This is a genomic window from Solibacillus sp. FSL W8-0372 (assembly GCF_037969735.1).
Classification (GTDB): domain Bacteria; phylum Bacillota; class Bacilli; order Bacillales_A; family Planococcaceae; genus Solibacillus; species Solibacillus faecavium.
On the sequence record NZ_CP150204.1, the window covers coordinates 15,346 to 33,768 of the forward strand.

Annotated in this window: 17 protein-coding genes and 1 other annotated feature; of the genes, 13 read left to right on the plus strand and 4 right to left on the minus strand. The window is 37.8% G+C overall.

Going from position 1 to position 18,423, the window contains the following annotated elements:
• Positions 1–404 precede the first annotated feature (404 nt).
• The 3 genes from guaB to asnB all read left to right on the plus strand — a co-directional run bounded on the left by guaB (position 405) and on the right by asnB (position 5,298).
• A complete protein-coding gene (guaB, locus tag MKY13_RS00055) occupies positions 405–1,871 on the plus strand; it encodes an IMP dehydrogenase (RefSeq protein ID WP_339214611.1) in 1,467 nt (488 codons plus the stop codon).
• A gap of 132 nt (positions 1,872–2,003) precedes the next feature.
• Positions 2,004–3,344, plus strand: coding sequence for a D-alanyl-D-alanine carboxypeptidase family protein (locus tag MKY13_RS00060; RefSeq protein ID WP_339214613.1), 1,341 nt, complete (start codon positions 2,004–2,006; stop codon positions 3,342–3,344).
• A gap of 127 nt (positions 3,345–3,471) precedes the next feature.
• Entirely contained in the window at positions 3,472–5,298 is a 1,827-nt protein-coding gene (gene asnB / locus MKY13_RS00065) for an asparagine synthase (glutamine-hydrolyzing) (RefSeq protein ID WP_191701862.1), read from the plus strand.
• Between the two features lie 40 nt (positions 5,299–5,338).
• Here the strand turns inward: asnB and MKY13_RS00070 are convergent, their stop codons facing one another.
• Entirely contained in the window at positions 5,339–6,745 is a 1,407-nt protein-coding gene (locus MKY13_RS00070; protein ID WP_339214615.1) for a PLP-dependent aminotransferase family protein, read from the minus strand.
• 156 nt (positions 6,746–6,901) lie between these two features.
• Positions 6,902–7,121 (plus strand) — a binding site (T-box leader).
• Positions 7,122–7,216: 95 nt separating this feature from the next.
• Here MKY13_RS00070 and serS point away from each other — a divergent pair.
• From serS to MKY13_RS00105, 7 genes are all read left to right on the plus strand, one after another.
• On the plus strand, positions 7,217–8,509 hold the full coding sequence (gene serS, locus MKY13_RS00075) for a serine--tRNA ligase (RefSeq protein ID WP_339214616.1): 1,293 nt from the start codon (positions 7,217–7,219) through the stop codon (positions 8,507–8,509).
• Positions 8,510–8,867: 358 nt separating this feature from the next.
• Positions 8,868–9,644, plus strand: a complete 777-nt coding sequence (locus tag MKY13_RS00080; RefSeq protein ID WP_191701859.1) for an enoyl-CoA hydratase/isomerase family protein — start codon at positions 8,868–8,870, stop codon at positions 9,642–9,644.
• Positions 9,645–9,655: 11 nt separating this feature from the next.
• Positions 9,656–10,822, plus strand: coding sequence for an acyl-CoA dehydrogenase family protein (locus MKY13_RS00085; RefSeq protein ID WP_339214619.1), 1,167 nt, complete (start codon positions 9,656–9,658; stop codon positions 10,820–10,822).
• 10 nt (positions 10,823–10,832) lie between these two features.
• Complete coding sequence (locus MKY13_RS00090) at positions 10,833–11,684, plus strand: hydroxymethylglutaryl-CoA lyase (RefSeq protein ID WP_339214621.1); 852 nt, start codon at positions 10,833–10,835, stop codon at positions 11,682–11,684.
• Between the two features lie 30 nt (positions 11,685–11,714).
• The gene (locus tag MKY13_RS00095; protein ID WP_339216808.1) at positions 11,715–12,839 is read left to right on the plus strand and encodes a CoA transferase; all 1,125 of its coding nucleotides are present in this window, start codon (positions 11,715–11,717) and stop codon (positions 12,837–12,839) included.
• On the plus strand, positions 12,826–14,190 hold the full coding sequence (locus MKY13_RS00100) for an MmgE/PrpD family protein (RefSeq protein WP_339214623.1): 1,365 nt from the start codon (positions 12,826–12,828) through the stop codon (positions 14,188–14,190). Before MKY13_RS00095 ends, MKY13_RS00100 begins: the two co-directional genes overlap by 14 nt.
• A 168-nt stretch (positions 14,191–14,358) precedes the next feature.
• The gene (locus MKY13_RS00105) at positions 14,359–14,505 is read left to right on the plus strand and encodes a hypothetical protein (RefSeq protein WP_339214625.1); all 147 of its coding nucleotides are present in this window, start codon (positions 14,359–14,361) and stop codon (positions 14,503–14,505) included.
• A gap of 82 nt (positions 14,506–14,587) precedes the next feature.
• On the opposite strand, the gene MKY13_RS00110 is transcribed toward MKY13_RS00105, so the two are convergent.
• From MKY13_RS00110 to tadA, 3 genes are read right to left on the minus strand one after another with little or no spacing between them, the layout of a single operon-like run.
• The gene (locus MKY13_RS00110) at positions 14,588–14,815 is read right to left on the minus strand and encodes an IS3 family transposase (protein WP_339216810.1); all 228 of its coding nucleotides are present in this window, start codon (positions 14,813–14,815) and stop codon (positions 14,588–14,590) included.
• A gap of 37 nt (positions 14,816–14,852) precedes the next feature.
• Positions 14,853–15,551 (minus strand): YwaF family protein, encoded by a 699-nt coding sequence (locus tag MKY13_RS00115; protein ID WP_339214627.1) that lies wholly within the window; start codon positions 15,549–15,551, stop codon positions 14,853–14,855.
• An 8-nt stretch (positions 15,552–15,559) separates the two neighbouring features.
• Complete coding sequence (tadA, locus tag MKY13_RS00120) at positions 15,560–16,063, minus strand: tRNA adenosine(34) deaminase TadA (RefSeq protein WP_191701853.1); 504 nt, start codon at positions 16,061–16,063, stop codon at positions 15,560–15,562.
• A 104-nt stretch (positions 16,064–16,167) separates the two neighbouring features.
• On the opposite strand from tadA, the gene MKY13_RS00125 reads away from it, so the two are divergent.
• The 3 genes from MKY13_RS00125 (at position 16,168) to MKY13_RS00135 (ending at position 18,390) form a co-directional block, all read left to right on the plus strand.
• On the plus strand, positions 16,168–16,962 hold the full coding sequence (locus tag MKY13_RS00125; protein WP_339214629.1) for a hypothetical protein: 795 nt from the start codon (positions 16,168–16,170) through the stop codon (positions 16,960–16,962).
• A 124-nt stretch (positions 16,963–17,086) separates the two neighbouring features.
• Complete coding sequence (locus MKY13_RS00130) at positions 17,087–17,725, plus strand: deoxynucleoside kinase (RefSeq protein ID WP_339214631.1); 639 nt, start codon at positions 17,087–17,089, stop codon at positions 17,723–17,725.
• The gene (locus MKY13_RS00135; protein WP_191701850.1) at positions 17,722–18,390 is read left to right on the plus strand and encodes a deoxynucleoside kinase; all 669 of its coding nucleotides are present in this window, start codon (positions 17,722–17,724) and stop codon (positions 18,388–18,390) included. The genes MKY13_RS00130 and MKY13_RS00135 overlap by 4 nt, the downstream gene beginning before the upstream one ends.
• Positions 18,391–18,423 lie beyond the last annotated feature (33 nt).

The following is an 18,423-nucleotide window of genomic DNA, read 5'->3' on the forward strand; positions in this document are numbered from 1 at the left end:
ACCACTGAGAAATCAGTGGTTTTTTTGTATAAAAATATTCATCAATAATGCTCTTCAGAGAAAATCTTTAAATTCCCTTTTCAATACCTCTAAGTACTTCCTTATATAAAATCAAATTAACTACTTATTTAATAAAGCTTTTTCAAATCAACTAAATAATTTCCTTTTATAATAGGTATATTTTAGCTAATATTTGAAAGCTAAAAATTATATTATAAAAAGTTTATTAAAGGAAAAGATAAAGCAAAAGTAAAATAAAATTATAATAAAACAGTAAAAGTAAGAAAACACTCAACTAAGGTAATATTCCGAATTATTTTATTTTTTAAGTAATCTTGACAGTCGAGGTCGACGTTGATAACCTTACAATAATATTCTTTTCTAAATAGGAGGCATACTTAAAAATGTGGGAAACAAAATTTGCTAAAGAAGGTTTAACATTTGATGATGTATTATTAGTGCCAGCACACTCAGAAGTATTACCAAAGGATGTTAATTTATCTGTAAATCTTACTAATAATATTAAGTTAAACATTCCAATGATTTCTGCCGGTATGGATACTGTAACAGAAGCAAAAATGGCAATTGCAATGGCTCGTCAAGGTGGACTTGGTATTATTCATAAGAACATGAGTATTGAAAAGCAAGCAGAAGAAGTAGAAAAAGTAAAACGCTCTGAAAATGGTGTTATTACTAATCCCTTTTTCTTAACACCTGAGCACCAAGTATTCGATGCAGAACATTTAATGGGCAAATACCGCATTTCAGGTGTTCCTATTGTGAACAACATGGAAGATCAAAAGTTAGTTGGGATTATTACAAACCGTGACCTACGTTTTATCTCTGATTATTCATTAAAAATTGATGATGTTATGACAAAAGAGGATTTAATTACGGCAGCTGTTGGGACAACTTTAGCAGAGGCCGAAGAAATTCTTCAACAATATAAAATCGAAAAGTTACCTATTGTAGATGAAGATGGAAAACTTACAGGTTTAATTACGATTAAAGATATCGAAAAGGTTATTGAATTCCCTAATGCAGCTAAAGACAGCCATGGACGTTTAGTTGTAGGTGCAGCAGTAGGTGTTTCTAAAGATACAATGGTACGCATTGCTAAGTTGGTGGAGGCACAGGTTGATATTGTGGTAATTGATACAGCACATGGTCATTCACAAGGTGTATTAAATACTATTAAAGACATCCGTGCCGCTTACCCGAATTTAGACATTATTGCAGGTAATGTAGCAACAGCTGAAGGTACACGTGCTTTATTTGAGGCAGGAGCAGATGTTGTAAAAGTGGGAATTGGTCCTGGTTCTATTTGTACTACTCGTGTTGTGGCAGGTGTAGGTGTACCTCAAATTACAGCGATATATGATGCTGCTACAGTAGCACGTGAGATAGGCAAAACGATTATCGCTGATGGTGGGATTAAGTATTCAGGAGATATCGTAAAAGCTTTAGCTGCAGGCGGACATACTGTAATGTTAGGATCATTATTAGCGGGAACTTCTGAATCTCCAGGTGAAACTGAAATCTTCCAAGGGCGTCGCTTTAAAGTATACCGCGGTATGGGTTCACTTGGTGCAATGGAAAAAGGTTCTAAGGATCGTTACTTCCAGGAAGATGCGAAGAAGTTAGTTCCAGAAGGAATAGAAGGACGTCTACCTTATAAAGGACCTTTAGCAGATACAATTCATCAATTAGTTGGTGGTGTACGTGCTGGAATGGGTTACTGTGGTGCTCCGGATTTAGCAGATTTACGAGAAAAATCACAATTCATTAAAATGTCAGGGGCAGGCTTACGTGAGTCACACCCACATGATGTACAAATTACAAAAGAATCACCAAACTATTCTTTACAATAAGTACTAGGCAACTTTTAAACGCTACTATCGTCAAATTGAGATAGTAGCGTTTTTTTATTAAGAAGAGCACACATTAGACTACTTATGTATGATAAAATGGCGTTAGAGAATAAAAATTTTGGAGGTAGCTTTGTGAAGATAGTAAGTAAGCAAATGGTATTAAGCTTCGTCTTAATTCCAGTGTTAATATTCAGTATGTTGGCGATGGCCATACCTGCTCCAACAAATGCAGAGACGGATTTAGGATTAACGGTAGATGCAGCGATATTAATTGATGCAGATACTGGTAAGATTTTATATGAACAAAATGCAGAAACTGCATTAGGTATTGCAAGTATGACGAAAATGATGACGGAATACTTATTACTAGATGCAATTAAAGAAGGATCGATTACTTGGGATCAACAATATAATGTAACAGAGTATACATATAAAGTTTCTCAAAACCGTTTATTAAGTAATGTACCTTTGCGTGCGGATGGTACGTATTCAATTAAAGAATTATATGAAGCGATGGCTATTTATTCTGCCAATGCAGCAACAATTGCAATTGCTGAAACAATTGCAGGGACAGAAAAAGAATTTTTAAAGCTTATGAATAAAAAAGCAGAAGAACTGGGTTTGGAAAATTATAAATTTGTAAACTCTACGGGGTTAAATAACTCAGATTTATTGGGGATGCATCCAGAAGGTACAGGGGAAAATGATGAAAATGTGATGCCTGCCCGTTCTGTGGCAAAGTTAGCGTATCATTTACTGAAGGATCATCCTGATATGCTAGAAACAGCAAAAATTCCGAAAAAAGTCTTCCGTGAAGGAACTTCGGATGCAATTAACATGTCAAACTGGAATTTCATGCTTCCAGGTCTTGTCTATGCATATGAAGGAGTAGACGGTTTAAAAACTGGTACAACTGATTTTGCGGGTCATACGTTTACGGGTACAGCAAAACGTGGGGATACACGTTTAATTGCAGTAGTAATGAAGGCTGTAGATTCAAAAGGTGTAGGCTCTTATAAGGCACGTTTTGATGCAACAGCGAAGCTATTTGATTATGGATTTGGTCAATTTTCAAAAGTAGAACTTGTTCCGGCAAACTACACATTTGAAGGGAAGAAATCACTTCCTGTAACAAAAGGGAAAGAAGAAGCTGTAAATATAGCAGTAAAAGAGCCTGTTTCAGTGATGGTAAAAACGTCTGAAAAAGATTTATATGTTCCGACACTAATGTTAACAACAGAAGAACTGGAAGCTGGTGTTGAGAAGAACCAAGTAGTAGGTCAAGCTGTTGTTAATATTTCACAGGGAATGGATTATGGCTATATTGACGGCTCTAAAATTGTAGCAGAAGTGGTAACAACGGATGCTGTAGAACGTGCAGGAAAAGTAGCACTATTCTTCCAGGGTATTGGAAGCTTCTTTGCTAATTTATGGAGCGGTGTATTTGGTTTTGCAAATGGATTAATTAAATAAATATGTGATGCCTTTCTATAAGATAAATCTTATAGAAAGGTTTTTTTGTAGAAAAACGGAATTTTCGAATGGGACAATTTGTAGATAGAGCATGCCATACATACATTGTTGTTATGGAGGGATAATTATGTGTGGGATTTCAGGCTGGATTGATTACTCGAAAAATCTGGTAGATAATGAATTACTTATAAAGAAGATGACGAGAACGCTTTTACATCGTGGTCCGGATAGTGAGGGGTATTTTGTGAGCAAGCATGCCTTACTAGGACATAAAAGGCTCGCAATTATTGACTTAGTCACAGGTGACCAACCAATGACTAGAGGGAATTTTACGATTGTTTACAATGGGGAAGTTTATAATGCCAATGAAATTCGTGAACAGCTCATTAAACGTGGCTATACATTCCATACCACATCCGATACGGAAGTTATTTTAATTGCGTATTGTGAATGGAAAGAGCGATGTATGGACTATTTGAATGGGATATATGGTTTTGCTATATGGGATGCAGAGGAACAATCTTTATTCTTATGCCGTGACCGGTTAGGAGTTAAGCCATTATTTTACTATGAATATGAAGATGGCATATTATTTAGCTCTGAAATTAAAGGGATCTTGGCACACCCTTCAGTAAAGCCGCAAGTCGATATAGAAGGGCTGGCGGCGTTATTTAGTTTAGGACCTTCTCGAATAGTCGGTAATGCTATATTTAAAGGAATTAAGGAAATAAAACCGGCATATGCCATGACTGTTCGTAAAGAGGGCAAAAAGAGCTGGAAATATTGGGATATAGTAAGTAAACAACATGAACATTCAGAGGAAGAAACAATAGATAAAGTACGGGAGCTTGTAACGAAGGCAATTGAACGCCAACTAATAAGTGATGTACCTATTAGTACAATGCTTTCGGGAGGGCTAGATTCAAGTATTATAACGGCTGTAGCAGCTGAACAACTTGCCAAAGAAAATAAAACATTATCGACATATTCCGTAGCGTATGAAGAAAATGACCAACACTTTCAGGAAAACTCATTTCAAACATCTCAGGATGAATTTTGGATTGGGAAGATGCAACAAGCATTTCAAACCAATCATAAGCAAGTTACCCTTACTCAGGAAGATTTAGTTGAAAGCTTACAGCATGCCATGATATTGAAAGATATGCCGAGTATGGCCGATATTGATAGTTCGCTTTATTTGTTCTGTAAAGAGATGAAAAATGAACATACGGTAGCTTTATCAGGCGAGTGTGCAGATGAAGTATTTGGTGGGTATCCATGGTTTTATGGTGAAAAAACAGAAAGTCTGTTTCCGTGGTTAAGATCAACAAATGAGCGGGAACAGCTATTTAAAACAGAATGGCAAAAAAGGTTACAGCTGCCTCAGTTTATGCAAAATACTTATGATGAAGCAATCAAGGATATGCCTCATTTTACAGGCAGTAAAGAGGAGCAGGAACGCCAGCAATTGTTTTATTTAAATAATTTATTCTTTATGCAAACCTTGTTAGAAAGAAATGATCGAATGACAATGGGAGCGAGTATGGAGGTGCGTGTTCCATTTGCTGATCATACGATTATAGAATACGTATGGAATATTCCATGGGAAATGAAAAACAGTGGTGGCAAAGAAAAGGGAATTTTACGGGAGGCTTTCTCCTCTCTTTTACCGAAAGAAGTAGTGGAGCGTAAAAAAAATCCATACCCCAAAACATATCATCCAAAATATACTGAACTTGTGCATAAACGTTTACAGCAAATTTTGAAACAGAAGGATTCAGTATTATATGAATTGTTCGAGCATGACCAATTAAAGCGTCTACTCGCTACAAATGGTCAGTCATTTCAGATTCCATGGTTTGGTCAGTTAATGGCTGGTCCACAATTAATTGCCTACTTAATTCAGGTGCATGATTGGGTAGAACATTACCGAATTGATATTATTTCAACATAAAGAAAGACGTTCTTAATTTAGAACGTCTCAAAGGCTGGATTTAGTTTACTGATTTTTTGGAGATATTCCAAATAGCCATTAGTTGATGGATTTGATGTTCTATTTCATGAATTTGTATATTTCCAAAACCCAGTAAAAATGTCCGTTTAGAATATGATTGCTCTGTTAGATAATAGTTGGAAAGAGGCAAAATATTAATATTATGCTGTAAGGCAATTTGTTGAAGCGCCAATTCAGTTTGATCGTGAAGAAAGGCTATTAATATATTCGTACCTGCCGCATCTCCGGATATAGATATTTGTGGATAATAATTCGAAAAAATCTCAATACATTTATCGTGCTTCTTACGATAAATTTTCCGCATGCGATTTAAGTGTTTTGCAAAATGCCCGTCTGCCATAAACTTTGCTAGAATATGCTGTTCAAACCGAGGAACAGTAGAAGAATAGTAATTAAAATGCTCTTGATAGCGTTTAATAAGTGATGGGGGTAATACGAAATAGGCAACGCGTAATGATGGCATAAGGGATTTCGTAAAAGTACTCAAATAAATAACGCGATCGTTTTGATCCATTCCCCGTAATGCCGGAATTGGCTTTCCAATATAACGAAACTCACTATCGTAATCATCCTCAATTATAAAACGATTGGGTGCTTTAGCTGCCCAATTCAATAGCTGAGTGCGCCGGTTGGCAGACAGTACTGCCCCAGTCGGGAATTGGTGAGATGGAGTAACATAAACAACATTTGCGTTCGTTTTCTGCAATTGTTCCACAACAATTCCGTCTGAATCAACGGAAATTGGAATAGCGAGCTGACTTAGTTGATGCCTTGGTATTGGTGAATAGCCTGGATTTTCAAAGGCTAGTAGGAAATCATCGTCTAATATTTTTAAAATCATGGGCAGGAGCTGTTCGGTTCCGGAGCCAATCACGATTTGTTCCGGCTGGCACGCTATCCCCCGGGACTGATGAAGATAGTTTGAAATTTCGATTCGTAATGCCAGCTCACCTTGACGTTCGCCAGTTTGCAGTAAATGTTTGAATGGCTTATCTAGAACATCTTTGGCATATTTTCGCCATGTTGTAAACGGGAATGCATCCTCGTCAATTTTTGCAGAGGAAAAGTCAATTTTATATTCCGTTTGCTGAGTTACATTCTTAAAGTTAACATTCATTACGGAATTTTTACGATAAGGCAATGAATCAATTTCTTCTACAAAATAGCCAATGCGAGGTTTTGACATAATATATCCTTCCGCTAACAGCTGAGCATAGGCCAGTTCAACAGTTGTTTGGCTAATATTGAAAAATTCCGCCAGTTCCCGTTTAGAAGGTAGGCGAGTTCCTACAACCAGTTGGCTATTTGTAATCGCATCTTTTATACCGATATATAGCTGTTCGTAGAGTGGAATAGAATGTTCTTTTTTTAGTTGAAAGAAAAGCATATTAAAGTACCTCCTTTTGTGACCTTTAAGAAAAATAAAAATATATTAAATTCAACAATGTCAGAAAAGTATAGCACATCGGCAATTATTTCTGAATGTTTTAGGGAAAACTTGCATTGATGTACTGTTTATAGTACAGTATGGTTAAATTTATAAATGAATTCGATGATAGGAAGTAGTAGCAAGCAAGTTTTTTTTAGAGAGTCAGCGGGTGGTGAAAGCTGATAAAAGCACTTGTGAATCCGTCCTTGAGATGCTTTTTCCGAAAACTAACAAGTAGGTAGAAGCCGGCTTACCAGAGTCGTTAATTGTTAAGAGGAATAGATTTTAGATCTATTCAATTAGGGTGGCAACGCGGGTAGCTCTCGTCCCTTTCATAGGGATTGAGGGCTTTTTTGTATTCACTTTACTAATACATTAATGCGTTAAAGTGCTCGGGATCATCATTCATAAACTTTAGGAGGAAAAATTATGTTAGACATTAAGCGTGTCCGAGACAATTTTGAAGAAGTAAAACGTATGCTTCTTACACGTAACGAAGATTTAGGGAATCTGGACAACTTTGAAAACCTAGATACAAAGCGTCGTGAGCTAATTTCCAAAACAGAAGTATTAAAGGCTGAGCGCAATAAAGTATCTGAGCAAATTTCTGTTATGAAGCGCAACAAGGAAGATGCAACAGAAGTGATTGCTCGTATGCGTGAAGTAGGCGATGAGATTAAAGCTTTAGATGCTGAATTAAATGGCATTGAAGAAGAGTTTAAAGATATGATGATGCGTCTGCCAAATATTCCACATGAGTCAGTACCAGTTGGAACAGAAGAAGATGACAATGTAGAGGAATATACTTGGGGCACTGTACCAACATTTGATTTTGAAACAAAGGCACACTGGGATATTGCAAAAGAGCTAGATATCGTGGATTTTGAGCGCGGAGCAAAAGTTACAGGAAGCCGTTTCTTATTTTATAAAGGGTTGGGTGCACGTTTAGAGCGCGCTTTACTGAACTTTATGATGGATCTTCATTCAGATCAACATGGCTATACGGAAATGTTGCCACCGCAAATCGTTAACCGCGATTCATTAACGGGCACAGGTCAATTACCGAAGTTTGAAGAAGATGTATTTAAATTAGTTCGTGAAGAAGATGAAATGGACTATTATCTAATTCCAACAGCTGAAGTGCCGGTAACAAACTACTACCGTGATGAAATTTTATCAGCAGACATGCTGCCACAAGCATTTTCAGCATACAGCGCTAACTTCCGTTCAGAAGCAGGATCTGCAGGTCGTGATACACGCGGATTGATCCGTCAGCACCAGTTCAACAAAGTAGAATTAGTACGCTTTGTAAAACCGGAAGAATCTTATGAGCAATTGGAAATTTTAACAGGTCATGCCGAAAAAGTATTACAGCTTTTAGGCTTGCCATACCGCAAATTAAAAATGTGCACAGCAGATTTAGGATTCACAGCTGCGAAAAAGTATGATTTGGAAGTATGGATTCCTGCACAAAACATGTACCGTGAAATTTCTTCTTGTTCAAACTTCGAAGATTTCCAAGCGCGTCGTGCCAATATCCGTTTCCGTCGTGAAGCAGGAGCAAAACCGGAATTCGTTCACACGTTAAACGGTTCAGGTCTAGCAATTGGCCGTACAGTAGCAGCAATTCTGGAAAATTACCAACAAGAAGATGGTTCTGTAGTTATTCCTGATGTATTACGTCCGTATATGGGCGGCATAGAAATCATTGCGCCTAAATAATTAAAATTAAAAGTGTGCTGAATCTAATAAATTCAGCACGCTTTTTTTCATTTATAAACAAATATATTATTTAGGAATTAGTTTTACAAAAGTAGAGTATTTTGTTATATTCGAGAAAATAGGATACTCGATGCAATGTTCAAAGAATAATAGATTCTACTGACTCATAACAATATTTTCAGCAGTTACATCAAAATCAATTTTCATAAAAACCCTCTATATATACACAGTTATTTTCACTTCAATAATTCCAATATAATCTTGCCTAATGCTCTCTTTTTTAATAACACCTCAGTTCCAACAAAAATTATAAAGCCTTTATTGAATCAAGTAATCTCACAGGAGGATGAGTGAACGAATGGAATACATTCAAGTTTCATATGAATATGAAGAGAAAATTGCGATTGTCACGTTAAACCGACCTGAAATGCGGCATGCCTTTAATACGGAGATGGCCAAGGAGTTGCTCAATGTATTTCAATCCCTGAATGAGCAGCCAGTACGTGTCGTTATTTTAACTTCTTCTACTGTAGATGCCTTTTGCTCAGGCGCAGATTTAAAAGAACGTAAGGGGATGAGCGACTCACAATGGACAGAACAGCATCATTTATTTGAGCAAATGTTTCAGGCTGTAGCCAATTGTAAGCAACCTACAATAGCTGCAATAAACGGCTATGCACTTGCGGGAGGATTTGAGCTCGTCTTAAATACGGATTTAATAATCGCCGGCAGGAACACTAAAGTAGGATTGACTGAGGTTACTCGAGGAATAATGCCTGGCGGAGGAGGTGCGCGATTATTACCAAAACGTGTACCGCTTCATATTGCAAAGGAATGGCTGTTTACAGGTCGAATTGTTCCAGTAGCGGAAGCTCAGCAGGCAGGTTTATTTAATGCAGTAGTCGAGCCCTCAGATGTGCTGCAAACTGCACTGCAATTGGCCGAAACGATTGCTTCTAATGCCCCATTAGGAATTCAAGGGGTAAAGAAAATAGCAGAAATCAGTTCATTAGAAGCATCTGAAGCATTTCGAATTGAAATTGAAACATACAATGAGGTCATTGCTTCAGAGGATCGAATAGAAGGTATCTTAGCCTTTAATGAGAAAAGGAAACCTAATTTTATTGGAAGGTAGGAGGGTACCATATGATGCAAACAGAGAATCTCGTTTTTCTAGAGGAACTTCGGGAAGCTGTAAGAGCAGTTTGTAAACGTTTTGATGGTGCGTATTGGCGGAAGTTAGATGAAATTGAAGGTTATCCGACAGAATTTGTGGAGGCTATTACACAGGCAGGTTTTTTAGGAGCTCTAATACCAGAACAATATGGCGGTTCAGGTTTAGGAATATTGGAAGCGTCAGTGATTTTAGAAGAAATTAACCGCTCAGGCGGGAATGCGGGTGCTTGCCATGCCCAAATGTATACGATGGGCACAATTTTGCGGCATGGTTCGCCGGCACAAAAGGAGAAATACTTACCAAAGATTGCGGATGGTACGCTTCGTTTACAAGCATTTGGTGTGACAGAACCAAACACAGGTACGGATACAACAAATTTAAAGACATTTGCGAAACGTGATGGTGACCATTATATAGTGAACGGTCAAAAGGTATTCATTTCACGTGCAGAGCATTCAGATTTAATGATTTTATTGGTGCGTACAACCCCGAAAGATCAATGTGTTAAAAAGAGTGATGGATTATCCGTGCTGATTGTGGATTTAAATGAAGCAGTTGGCAATGGATTGGAGATCCGTCCCATCAAAACGATGATGAATCATGCAACAACGGAATTATTTATCGATAATCTAAAAGTGCCGGTAGAGAACTTAATTGGCGAAGAGGGAAAAGGATTCCGCTATATTTTGGACGGGATGAATGCTGAGCGAATTTTAATTGCTGCAGAATGTATTGGTGATGGTCGTTGGTTTATTGAACGGGCAACGAATTACGCAAAAGATCGTGTCGTTTTTGATCGACCGATTGGACAAAACCAAGGGATCCAATTCCCGATTGCACAAGCGCACATCCATATTGAAGCTGCAGATTTGATGCGCATAAAAGCAGCAGAACTTTATGATCAGCAGCAAGTTTGTGGGGCAGAGGCCAATATGGCGAAGTTACTTGCGGCAGATGCATCCTGGGAGGCAGCTAATGTAGCGATTCAAACATACGGCGGCTTTGGCTTTGCAGCAGAATATGATATTGAGCGTAAATTTAAAGAGACGCGATTATATCAAGTAGCTCCTATTTCAACGAATTTAATTTTATCATACGTAGGAGAACATATTTTAAAACTTCCTAAATCTTATTGAGGTGAACATCATGCACTTTCCAAATCAAGTAGAAATTATTGAAGTAGGTCCTCGCGATGGTCTACAAAATGAAGCACGCTTTGTTCCAACAGAGGAAAAGAAACAACTAATTAAACAATTATATGAAGCTGGTTTTCAGCGAATCGAAACGGCCTCCTTTGTCCATCCAAAAATAGTGCCACAAATGGCCGATGCACAGGAAATTACATCATTTTGCAATGAGTTAGGGATGAATTATCTTGCTTTAACACCAAATATGAAAGCGCTGGAGCGTGCAATCGAAGCAGGTGTACCACAGATTGCAGTATTTGTTGGGGCAAGCGAGACATTCAATCAAAAAAATATTAAGCGTTCCATTGAAGAGTCTTTAGCAGAATGCAGTGAAATGTTCCGGCATGCAAAGGCTCAGCAAAAATTTATCCGAGGCTATGTGTCGATGTGTTTTAGCTGTCCGTATGAAGGGGCTATCTCCTATGAGCAAGTAAAGCGAGTCGTTTCACAATTTGTGAGTGATGGGGCTGATGAAATTTCGATTGGAGATACGAATGGACAGGCAAATCCGCGCATTGTGTATGAGCGATTTAGCGCATTGAGAAGAGACTTTCCGGACACAACGTTCGTGGCTCATTTCCATGATACTAACGGCTTTGCCTATGCCAATATCATGGCCGCATTAAATGCGGGAATCGAAAAGTTTGATAGTTCGATCGCGGGCCTTGGCGGCTGTCCATTTTCGCCTGGAGCAACAGGAAATATAGCGACAGAGAAGGTGGTGGAGCTGTTTGAAGCAATGGGAATTAAGACAAATATTCAGTCTGAAAAATTGAAGGACGTCGGCGCTTTTGCTAGTAACTTAGTTTAAGGGGGGCTGAAACTGAAACCATTACAAGGCATACGTGTCATCGATATGACTACCAATATTTCAGGGCCAACATTAACAATGATTTTGGCCGATTTAGGGGCAGAAGTAATCAAAATCGAAAAGTTGAGTGGCGATGAAGCCCGTAAAATGGAGCCTAAATTTCAGGAAGATGGCGTTTACTTTTTAAATATTAATAGACAGAAGAAATCTATTACCCTTAATTTAAAGGATAATTCCAATTTTGAAAGATTAATGGATTTGATTAAAACAGCCGACGTTTTTGTTGAAAATTACCGGCTTGGTATAGCGCAGAAATTGGGGATTGATTATAAAGCATTGAAGGAAGTGAATCCTCAACTTGTTTATTGTTCACTGACTGCCTATGGCCAACATGGCCCTAAAAAAATGTATCCAGGCTATGATGCCATTATGCAGGCTGAAACAGGCATTATGAGTATTACAGGGAGCGAAGAGTTAGCAAGGGTGCCTGTTTCATTAATTGACCAAGGAAGTGCCATGTGGGGGGCACTTGGTATTGTATCTGCCATTTTGCAGCGTAGTCATACAAATGAGGGGAGCTTTGTTTCAACATCATTGTATGAAACCGGTGTATTTTGGGCGAACTATCATTTGCTTTCAACCAAATTAACGGGTGAAAATCCTGAAAAATTAGGCTCTAATCATGGCGCATTTGCACCCTATGGAGCGTTTCGAACATCAGATGGGGCAATAATGATTGGTATCTCAAACAATAAATTATTCGAAAAACTATGTGAAGTATTGAATAGGCATGAATGGGTTGAAGATCCTCGTTACTGTACAAATGAAGAGCGCGTCAAAAATCGTTCCTTACTGATGGAACAAATTGAACAAATAACACAAGCGGAAAAAAGCGATGTACTCATTCAGGCACTTGAAAATGGAGGAGTTCCTGTAGCACAGGTGAAAACGATGCAAGATGTCCTTATAGACCCGCAGCAAATAGAGAATAAACTTATCATACGTCTGCCACATTTACGTGATAAGGAAATGTATGCAACACGTATTCCTCTAACATTTTCAAACTGTGACTTAACACCAACTGTACCTGCACCAATGCTAGGGGAGCACAATAAGGAAATCTTAGGGAGGGAGAGCATACATGACAATAAGTGAGCAGTTGGCACAATACATTGTGAATGTTCGTTTTGAGGATATACCAGAGGAGGTTATACACTTTACGAAATTATGTATAGTCGACTATTATTCATCTTTATTGAAAGGCAAAGAAGCAGAACCCGTTCAGATGATGGAGCAGGTTGCGCTCCTAATTGGAGGAGAAAAGCAGGCAACGGCAGTTACGGGATTGAAAACGAGCATAACAAATGCAGCTTTCATCAATGGTGGGGCGAGCCACGTTATTGAACTGGATGACATTCATAAAGCGTCCATTGTACATGCTGCAACCGTCATTATGCCCGCAGCAATTGCCATTGCCGAGTGGCAGAATTTATCGGGAAAACGATTAATCGAGGCGATTATTGTAGGCTATGAAGTAGCGTTTCGCATAGGAGAAACCGTTACTCCTTCGCATTATTACTATTTCCATAATACAGCGACTTGCGGTACCTTTGGCGCGGCAGCAGCTGTGGCTAAATTATTGGATTTATCCAAAGAACAAATTGTTCAAGCATTTGGTTCAGCCGGTACACAAGCTGCCGGGCTATGGGAATTTATTGAGGATGGTGCAATGAGTAAGCAATTACATCCTGGTAAGGCAGCGATGAATGGGATTTTAAGTGCCTTGTTAGCACAGCAAGGTTTTACAGGAGCAACAGCCATTCTTGAGGGGCGGAGAGGGTTTTTTGAAGCAATGAGCGACGAGTACGATGTAACGCGAATGACGGATAAATTAGGGGAGCAATACAAAATTACCGAAAATGCTTTTAAAGTTCATGCATCATGTCGCCATACACATGCCGCAATGGACTTAGCGATTGAACTGTATGAAAAGGTAAAAAATAACGGAATCCATTCTATAAAATTAATTGAAGTAGGTGCCTATCAAGTGGCACTTGATATTACTGATGCTAAGAATCCCCAAACGGTTTATGCGGCAAAATTTAGTATGCAATTTTGTGTAGCTTTAGCGTTATTGACTGGTAAAGGCGGTTATGATGCCTATACTGCCGACTCCTTGCAGGATCCGTTAATTCGCAGCCTAATGGAAAAGATGGTTGTGTCTGTAGATGAAGACATTCATAGTCAATATCCTCAAGAGTGGGGTGCGAAAATTCAAATTCACTGGTTGGATGGCACAATTGATGTCATGCAAAGCCAATTTCCAAAAGGAGACCCTGAAAATCCATTAACCGAGCAAGATTTCATTGAAAAATTCAATAGTTTAGTACCACTAGAAGAAATCCACAAGGAAAAAATCATAAATCAACTACTACATTTAGAAACTCTCCAAGTTCAGCAGATCATTCGTACAATACATCCCATCAAACACATTTCAATCGTTTAACAGCTGTGCAATTTTCAGATAAATAAAGGGTAAGTGATCAAAAGCCCTTAACTTTGAAAATAAAAAGCATTGGATGAATCAGCAAAACGCTAACGTGTACTACAATTATCCCTACTAAAAAAAGAAACAGTGAAAGGTGGTGACGGGGGCTGCTTGCAATGCCATCATTTGAGAGATATTCCGCATATGATGAAATCCGGTAAACTACCAGTGGACCAATTATTATCCGATATTATTCCATTAGAAGAAATTAATGCTGGCTTTGATTTATTAGCTACTGGGGATAATTCCCGAATCATTATTAAAATGGATTAATCGATGTGGAGATATAAAACGATGAAACAACTAAAAGTGAACTGCTCCCTCTCAAGTAGACAGTGGAAATAATAAAAATGCTTTAAGCGGCTTGAGACCTGAACTCTTTAGGACTCAAGCCGTTTAATGTTTCTTGATATCGTTCGTTGTTATAGAATTTTATATATGTATCAATCGCATGTTTTAACTCTTCGTACGTCTCAAACTTATGTAAATAATACTTCTCTACTTTTAGAGTCCCCCAAAGCGCTTCTATCGGTCCATTATCAATACAGCGGCCGACTCTCAAATGCCCCCATTCGACAAACAGATTTTATTTTTTATCTGTCTACCTAATGGGGAGCATATCAAAAGAACATGTTTCGTCGTTTTTGTATGTTCAAAATTACATAAAGCATAATCCAAATACTAAAGATAACTCCGGCTAAACTCAATAAATAACCGGAAGCGCCAAATGCATCATAAAGCCACTGGAGGGGTGTTCCTTTTACTGGTCGATTTAAAAACATAAAATTCGTTTGAAATCGTGCATTGTAATAATAAATAGCCGGTACCGTAATGAGTAAGAGCAACACCGAGCGCCAAATATCCCGGAATGTAGTATGTAACTGATGTTCTCGAATTAATGGACAAATAAAGGCTACGAGCAAGGCATGAAACACAAAACTGTGGATATGTAAAAATCCTCCAACCGGATCTGCTGTCCAACCAGGGAATAATAGAGCAATTGCAGCCCCTGGTAAAGTGAGTGTATAAAGTAGTGTAGCCGTTGTTCGGTTTGAAAAGTAAGCATGCCAACCAGTAATAAAAATACCGAGCCCACATAAATGGAGTGGCGGGCTCCAATATGAATATTGTTCCGTAACAATTAAGTAAATTTGCTTCGTTATTTCCAAAAACAGCAACAGCCAAAAAATTGATTTTTGATAGAGCTGTTGCTGTTTATTAGAAATATAATGATAACCATATATTGAAATAATTAAAAACAAACTAATAAAAATAAGCCATGTTACATGAATGGAATCAAAAATAACAAATCCGCCCACCGTATCACCTACTTTTCTTGTTGTTGTTTACGCAATAATTTCTCTTGTTTTTTACGTTCGCGTAAAGCCTTGAAAAAGTCCGTTAGAATTTGCCCGCACTCATCTCCTAATATACCTTCTGTAACCTCACATTCATGATTAAACCGCGCATCATTTAATAAACGATATAACGAGTCAACACAACCTGCTTTAATATCACGTGCACCATAAACTACGCGAGGTATGCGTGATTGGAGAATAGCACCTGCGCACATGGGGCAAGGTTCTAATGTTACGTACAGTGTTGTTTCCTCTAAACGCCAGCTGCCTATTTTTTGGCAGGCTTCTTGAATTGCCATGCTTTCTGCGTGTGTTAGAGCGTTTTGGGTTGTTTCCCGTAAATTATGTGCCCGTGCAATAATTTCATTTTTATATACAATGACAGCCCCGATTGGAACCTCGCCAAGGGCAGCTGCCTTTTTTGCTTCTTCTAATGCCTCTTGCATGTAATAGCGATCGTTATGTTCGAGCATTTATCTATCACTCCTTATATTTCAGTTTAGCATGAGTTGAAATGCTTAGGCGACTATAGAGTTAATCGTGCTATGATGAAGGAAAAGCTTGAAGGAGTAATGTTATGAATTCATTTCAAACAATTGAAGAAGTGAACGGTTATTTTGAAAAGCAGTTGGAGAGTTTATACGAAAAGTATACGGCACAATTACAAATCGTTGAGAAAAATAAAATACAAATTTATACGACTTTACAAAAGAAGTATGAAGAGCAATTAATCGCACTGGAACAACTGAAACAAAATGAAGAAAATGACCTTAAACAAAATTGTGCTCTTGCAGTGGACAAAATAAAATTTCTATTTGAAAATAAAAAACAAATTATATTAGAAAAATATAAAAGTGAATATAATGAAGAAGTTAAAGGCTACAAACAAAATAAGGTACAGTTGCTGGAGCAAATGCAATCGGAAGAACGTGCAGTATTTAAAAACTATCAGCATCAACAAGTGGAGAAAAGTAGGTGTCTTATAACCGACTTTGAACAAAGGTTGGATGAATTACATTCTGAGCTATTAAACTTATGTGAAATATATGAGCAGCAATTTAGTATCCTGGAAGAGAAACATGAGGAAAAGTGTGAATTAATTGAGCAAAAGCGGGATGAAGCCATTGAAAAAATCCTGGATAGCGAGATAGCATCACAAAACCAGCTCGAGAATCAATTGTTTGAGAAATTACAGGATTTAAATGAAAAAATTGACCAACAGCAAGATACTTTAGAACGGGATTTCATAGAAAAGGAACATTCACTTGAAGAGATGGTGAACACTGAATGTGAAAAGATTGAAGTAGACTATGAACAAAAATGTAATAAAGTATATGAACAACAAGAACAGGCACTTGCTCAATTCGATTGAATGATTCATGTTTGGAACAGCTTTTTTCATGATTTCAGTAAAATAAAATAGTTTGTTTTGTTGTCTATTAGTCATTGTGATAAAATGAAAAGCATTGACTATAAAAAGAGAAGGAGCACTTCTAATGTCTGTGCCATTTATAACAGTAGAAGGTCCGATTGGTGTTGGGAAGACCTCATTATCTAAGGCCGTATCACAAACGTTTGATTATCATTTATTAAAAGAGATTGTAGATGAAAATCCATTTCTCGGTAAGTTTTATGAAAATATCAATGAGTGGAGCTTCCAGACCGAAATGTTTTTCCTGTGCAATCGTTATAAGCAATTATCTGATATTCATGAGATTATTGAAGCGCAAGGTCCGGTAGTGGCTGATTATCATATTTTTAAAAATTTAATTTTTGCGAAACGTACTTTAAAGGCGTCAGAATATGAAAAGTACGAATCTATTTATAAAATTTTAACGGCAGATATGCCAAAGCCAAACATGGTCATTTATTTACATGCAAGCTTGGATACTTTAATGAAACGAATTGCGATGCGCGGTCGTGAAGTAGAAAAGAATATAACACGTGAATATATGGAACAACTTTCAAGTGATTATCATGAGTTTATTGGGCATTTTGAAAAGATGCATCCAGAGATTCCTGTTATCTCGCTTAATGGGGATGAGCTTGATTATGTAAAGAACGAAGAAGATTTACAGTATGTACTACGAGTAGTAGAGGAAAAGTTACAACAAAGGAGTTTGCATCAGAAATGAACTTAAGAGAGAAGTACAATATTCCTGCAAATGCGGTCATTACGATTGCAGGGACAGTTGGTGTCGGAAAATCGACAATGACAAATGCATTATCACAGAGCTTAAATTTCCGCACATCATATGAAAAGGTCGATACAAACCCTTATTTAGATAAATTTTATGATGACTTTGAAAAATGGAGCTTCCATTTACAAATATACTTTTTAGCTGAGCGTTTTAAAGAACAGAAGCGTATATTTGAATATGGCGGTGGCTTTATTCAAGACCGTTCTATTTATGAAGATACAGGTATTTTTGCAAAGATGCATTATGACAAAGGCACAATGTCACCAACAGATTATGAGACATATACAAACCTTTTTGATGCCATGGTCATGACACCTTATTTCCCACATCCGGACTTGCTTGTCTATTTAGAGGGACCGATTGACGATGTGATTGGTCGTATCCAGGAACGTGGACGTGAGATGGAGCAGCAAACGCCTCATACTTACTGGCAGGAAATGCATGGACGCTATGAAGACTGGATTAATAACTTCAATGCGTGCCCCGTATTGCGCATTGATATAAATGACTACGATTTAATGAAAAATCCGGATCAAGTAGAAGATGTTGTAGCACGTATTGGTTATATGCTAGAGCAAACAAGCCATCTAAGAAAATAATGAAAAAGACTGATTTCTGTATCATGACGGAAA

Excerpts from the sequence above, each read along its gene's own strand:
- guaB (WP_339214611.1), top strand. The coding sequence starts at position 405 with ATGTGGGAAACAAAATTTGCTAAAGAAGGTTTAACATTTGATGATGTA.
- asnB (WP_191701862.1), top strand. The coding sequence starts at position 3,472 with ATGTGTGGGATTTCAGGCTGGATTGATTACTCGAAAAATCTGGTAGAT.
- MKY13_RS00070 (WP_339214615.1), bottom strand. The coding sequence starts at position 6,745 with ATGCTTTTCTTTCAACTAAAAAAAGAACATTCTATTCCACTCTACGAA.
- serS (WP_339214616.1), top strand. The coding sequence starts at position 7,217 with ATGTTAGACATTAAGCGTGTCCGAGACAATTTTGAAGAAGTAAAACGT.
- MKY13_RS00080 (WP_191701859.1), top strand. The coding sequence starts at position 8,868 with ATGGAATACATTCAAGTTTCATATGAATATGAAGAGAAAATTGCGATT.
- MKY13_RS00085 (WP_339214619.1), top strand. The coding sequence starts at position 9,656 with ATGATGCAAACAGAGAATCTCGTTTTTCTAGAGGAACTTCGGGAAGCT.
- MKY13_RS00090 (WP_339214621.1), top strand. The coding sequence starts at position 10,833 with ATGCACTTTCCAAATCAAGTAGAAATTATTGAAGTAGGTCCTCGCGAT.
- MKY13_RS00100 (WP_339214623.1), top strand. The coding sequence starts at position 12,826 with ATGACAATAAGTGAGCAGTTGGCACAATACATTGTGAATGTTCGTTTT.
- tadA (WP_191701853.1), bottom strand. The coding sequence starts at position 16,063 with ATGCTCGAACATAACGATCGCTATTACATGCAAGAGGCATTAGAAGAA.
- MKY13_RS00125 (WP_339214629.1), top strand. The coding sequence starts at position 16,168 with ATGAATTCATTTCAAACAATTGAAGAAGTGAACGGTTATTTTGAAAAG.
- MKY13_RS00130 (WP_339214631.1), top strand. The coding sequence starts at position 17,087 with ATGTCTGTGCCATTTATAACAGTAGAAGGTCCGATTGGTGTTGGGAAG.
- MKY13_RS00135 (WP_191701850.1), top strand. The coding sequence starts at position 17,722 with ATGAACTTAAGAGAGAAGTACAATATTCCTGCAAATGCGGTCATTACG.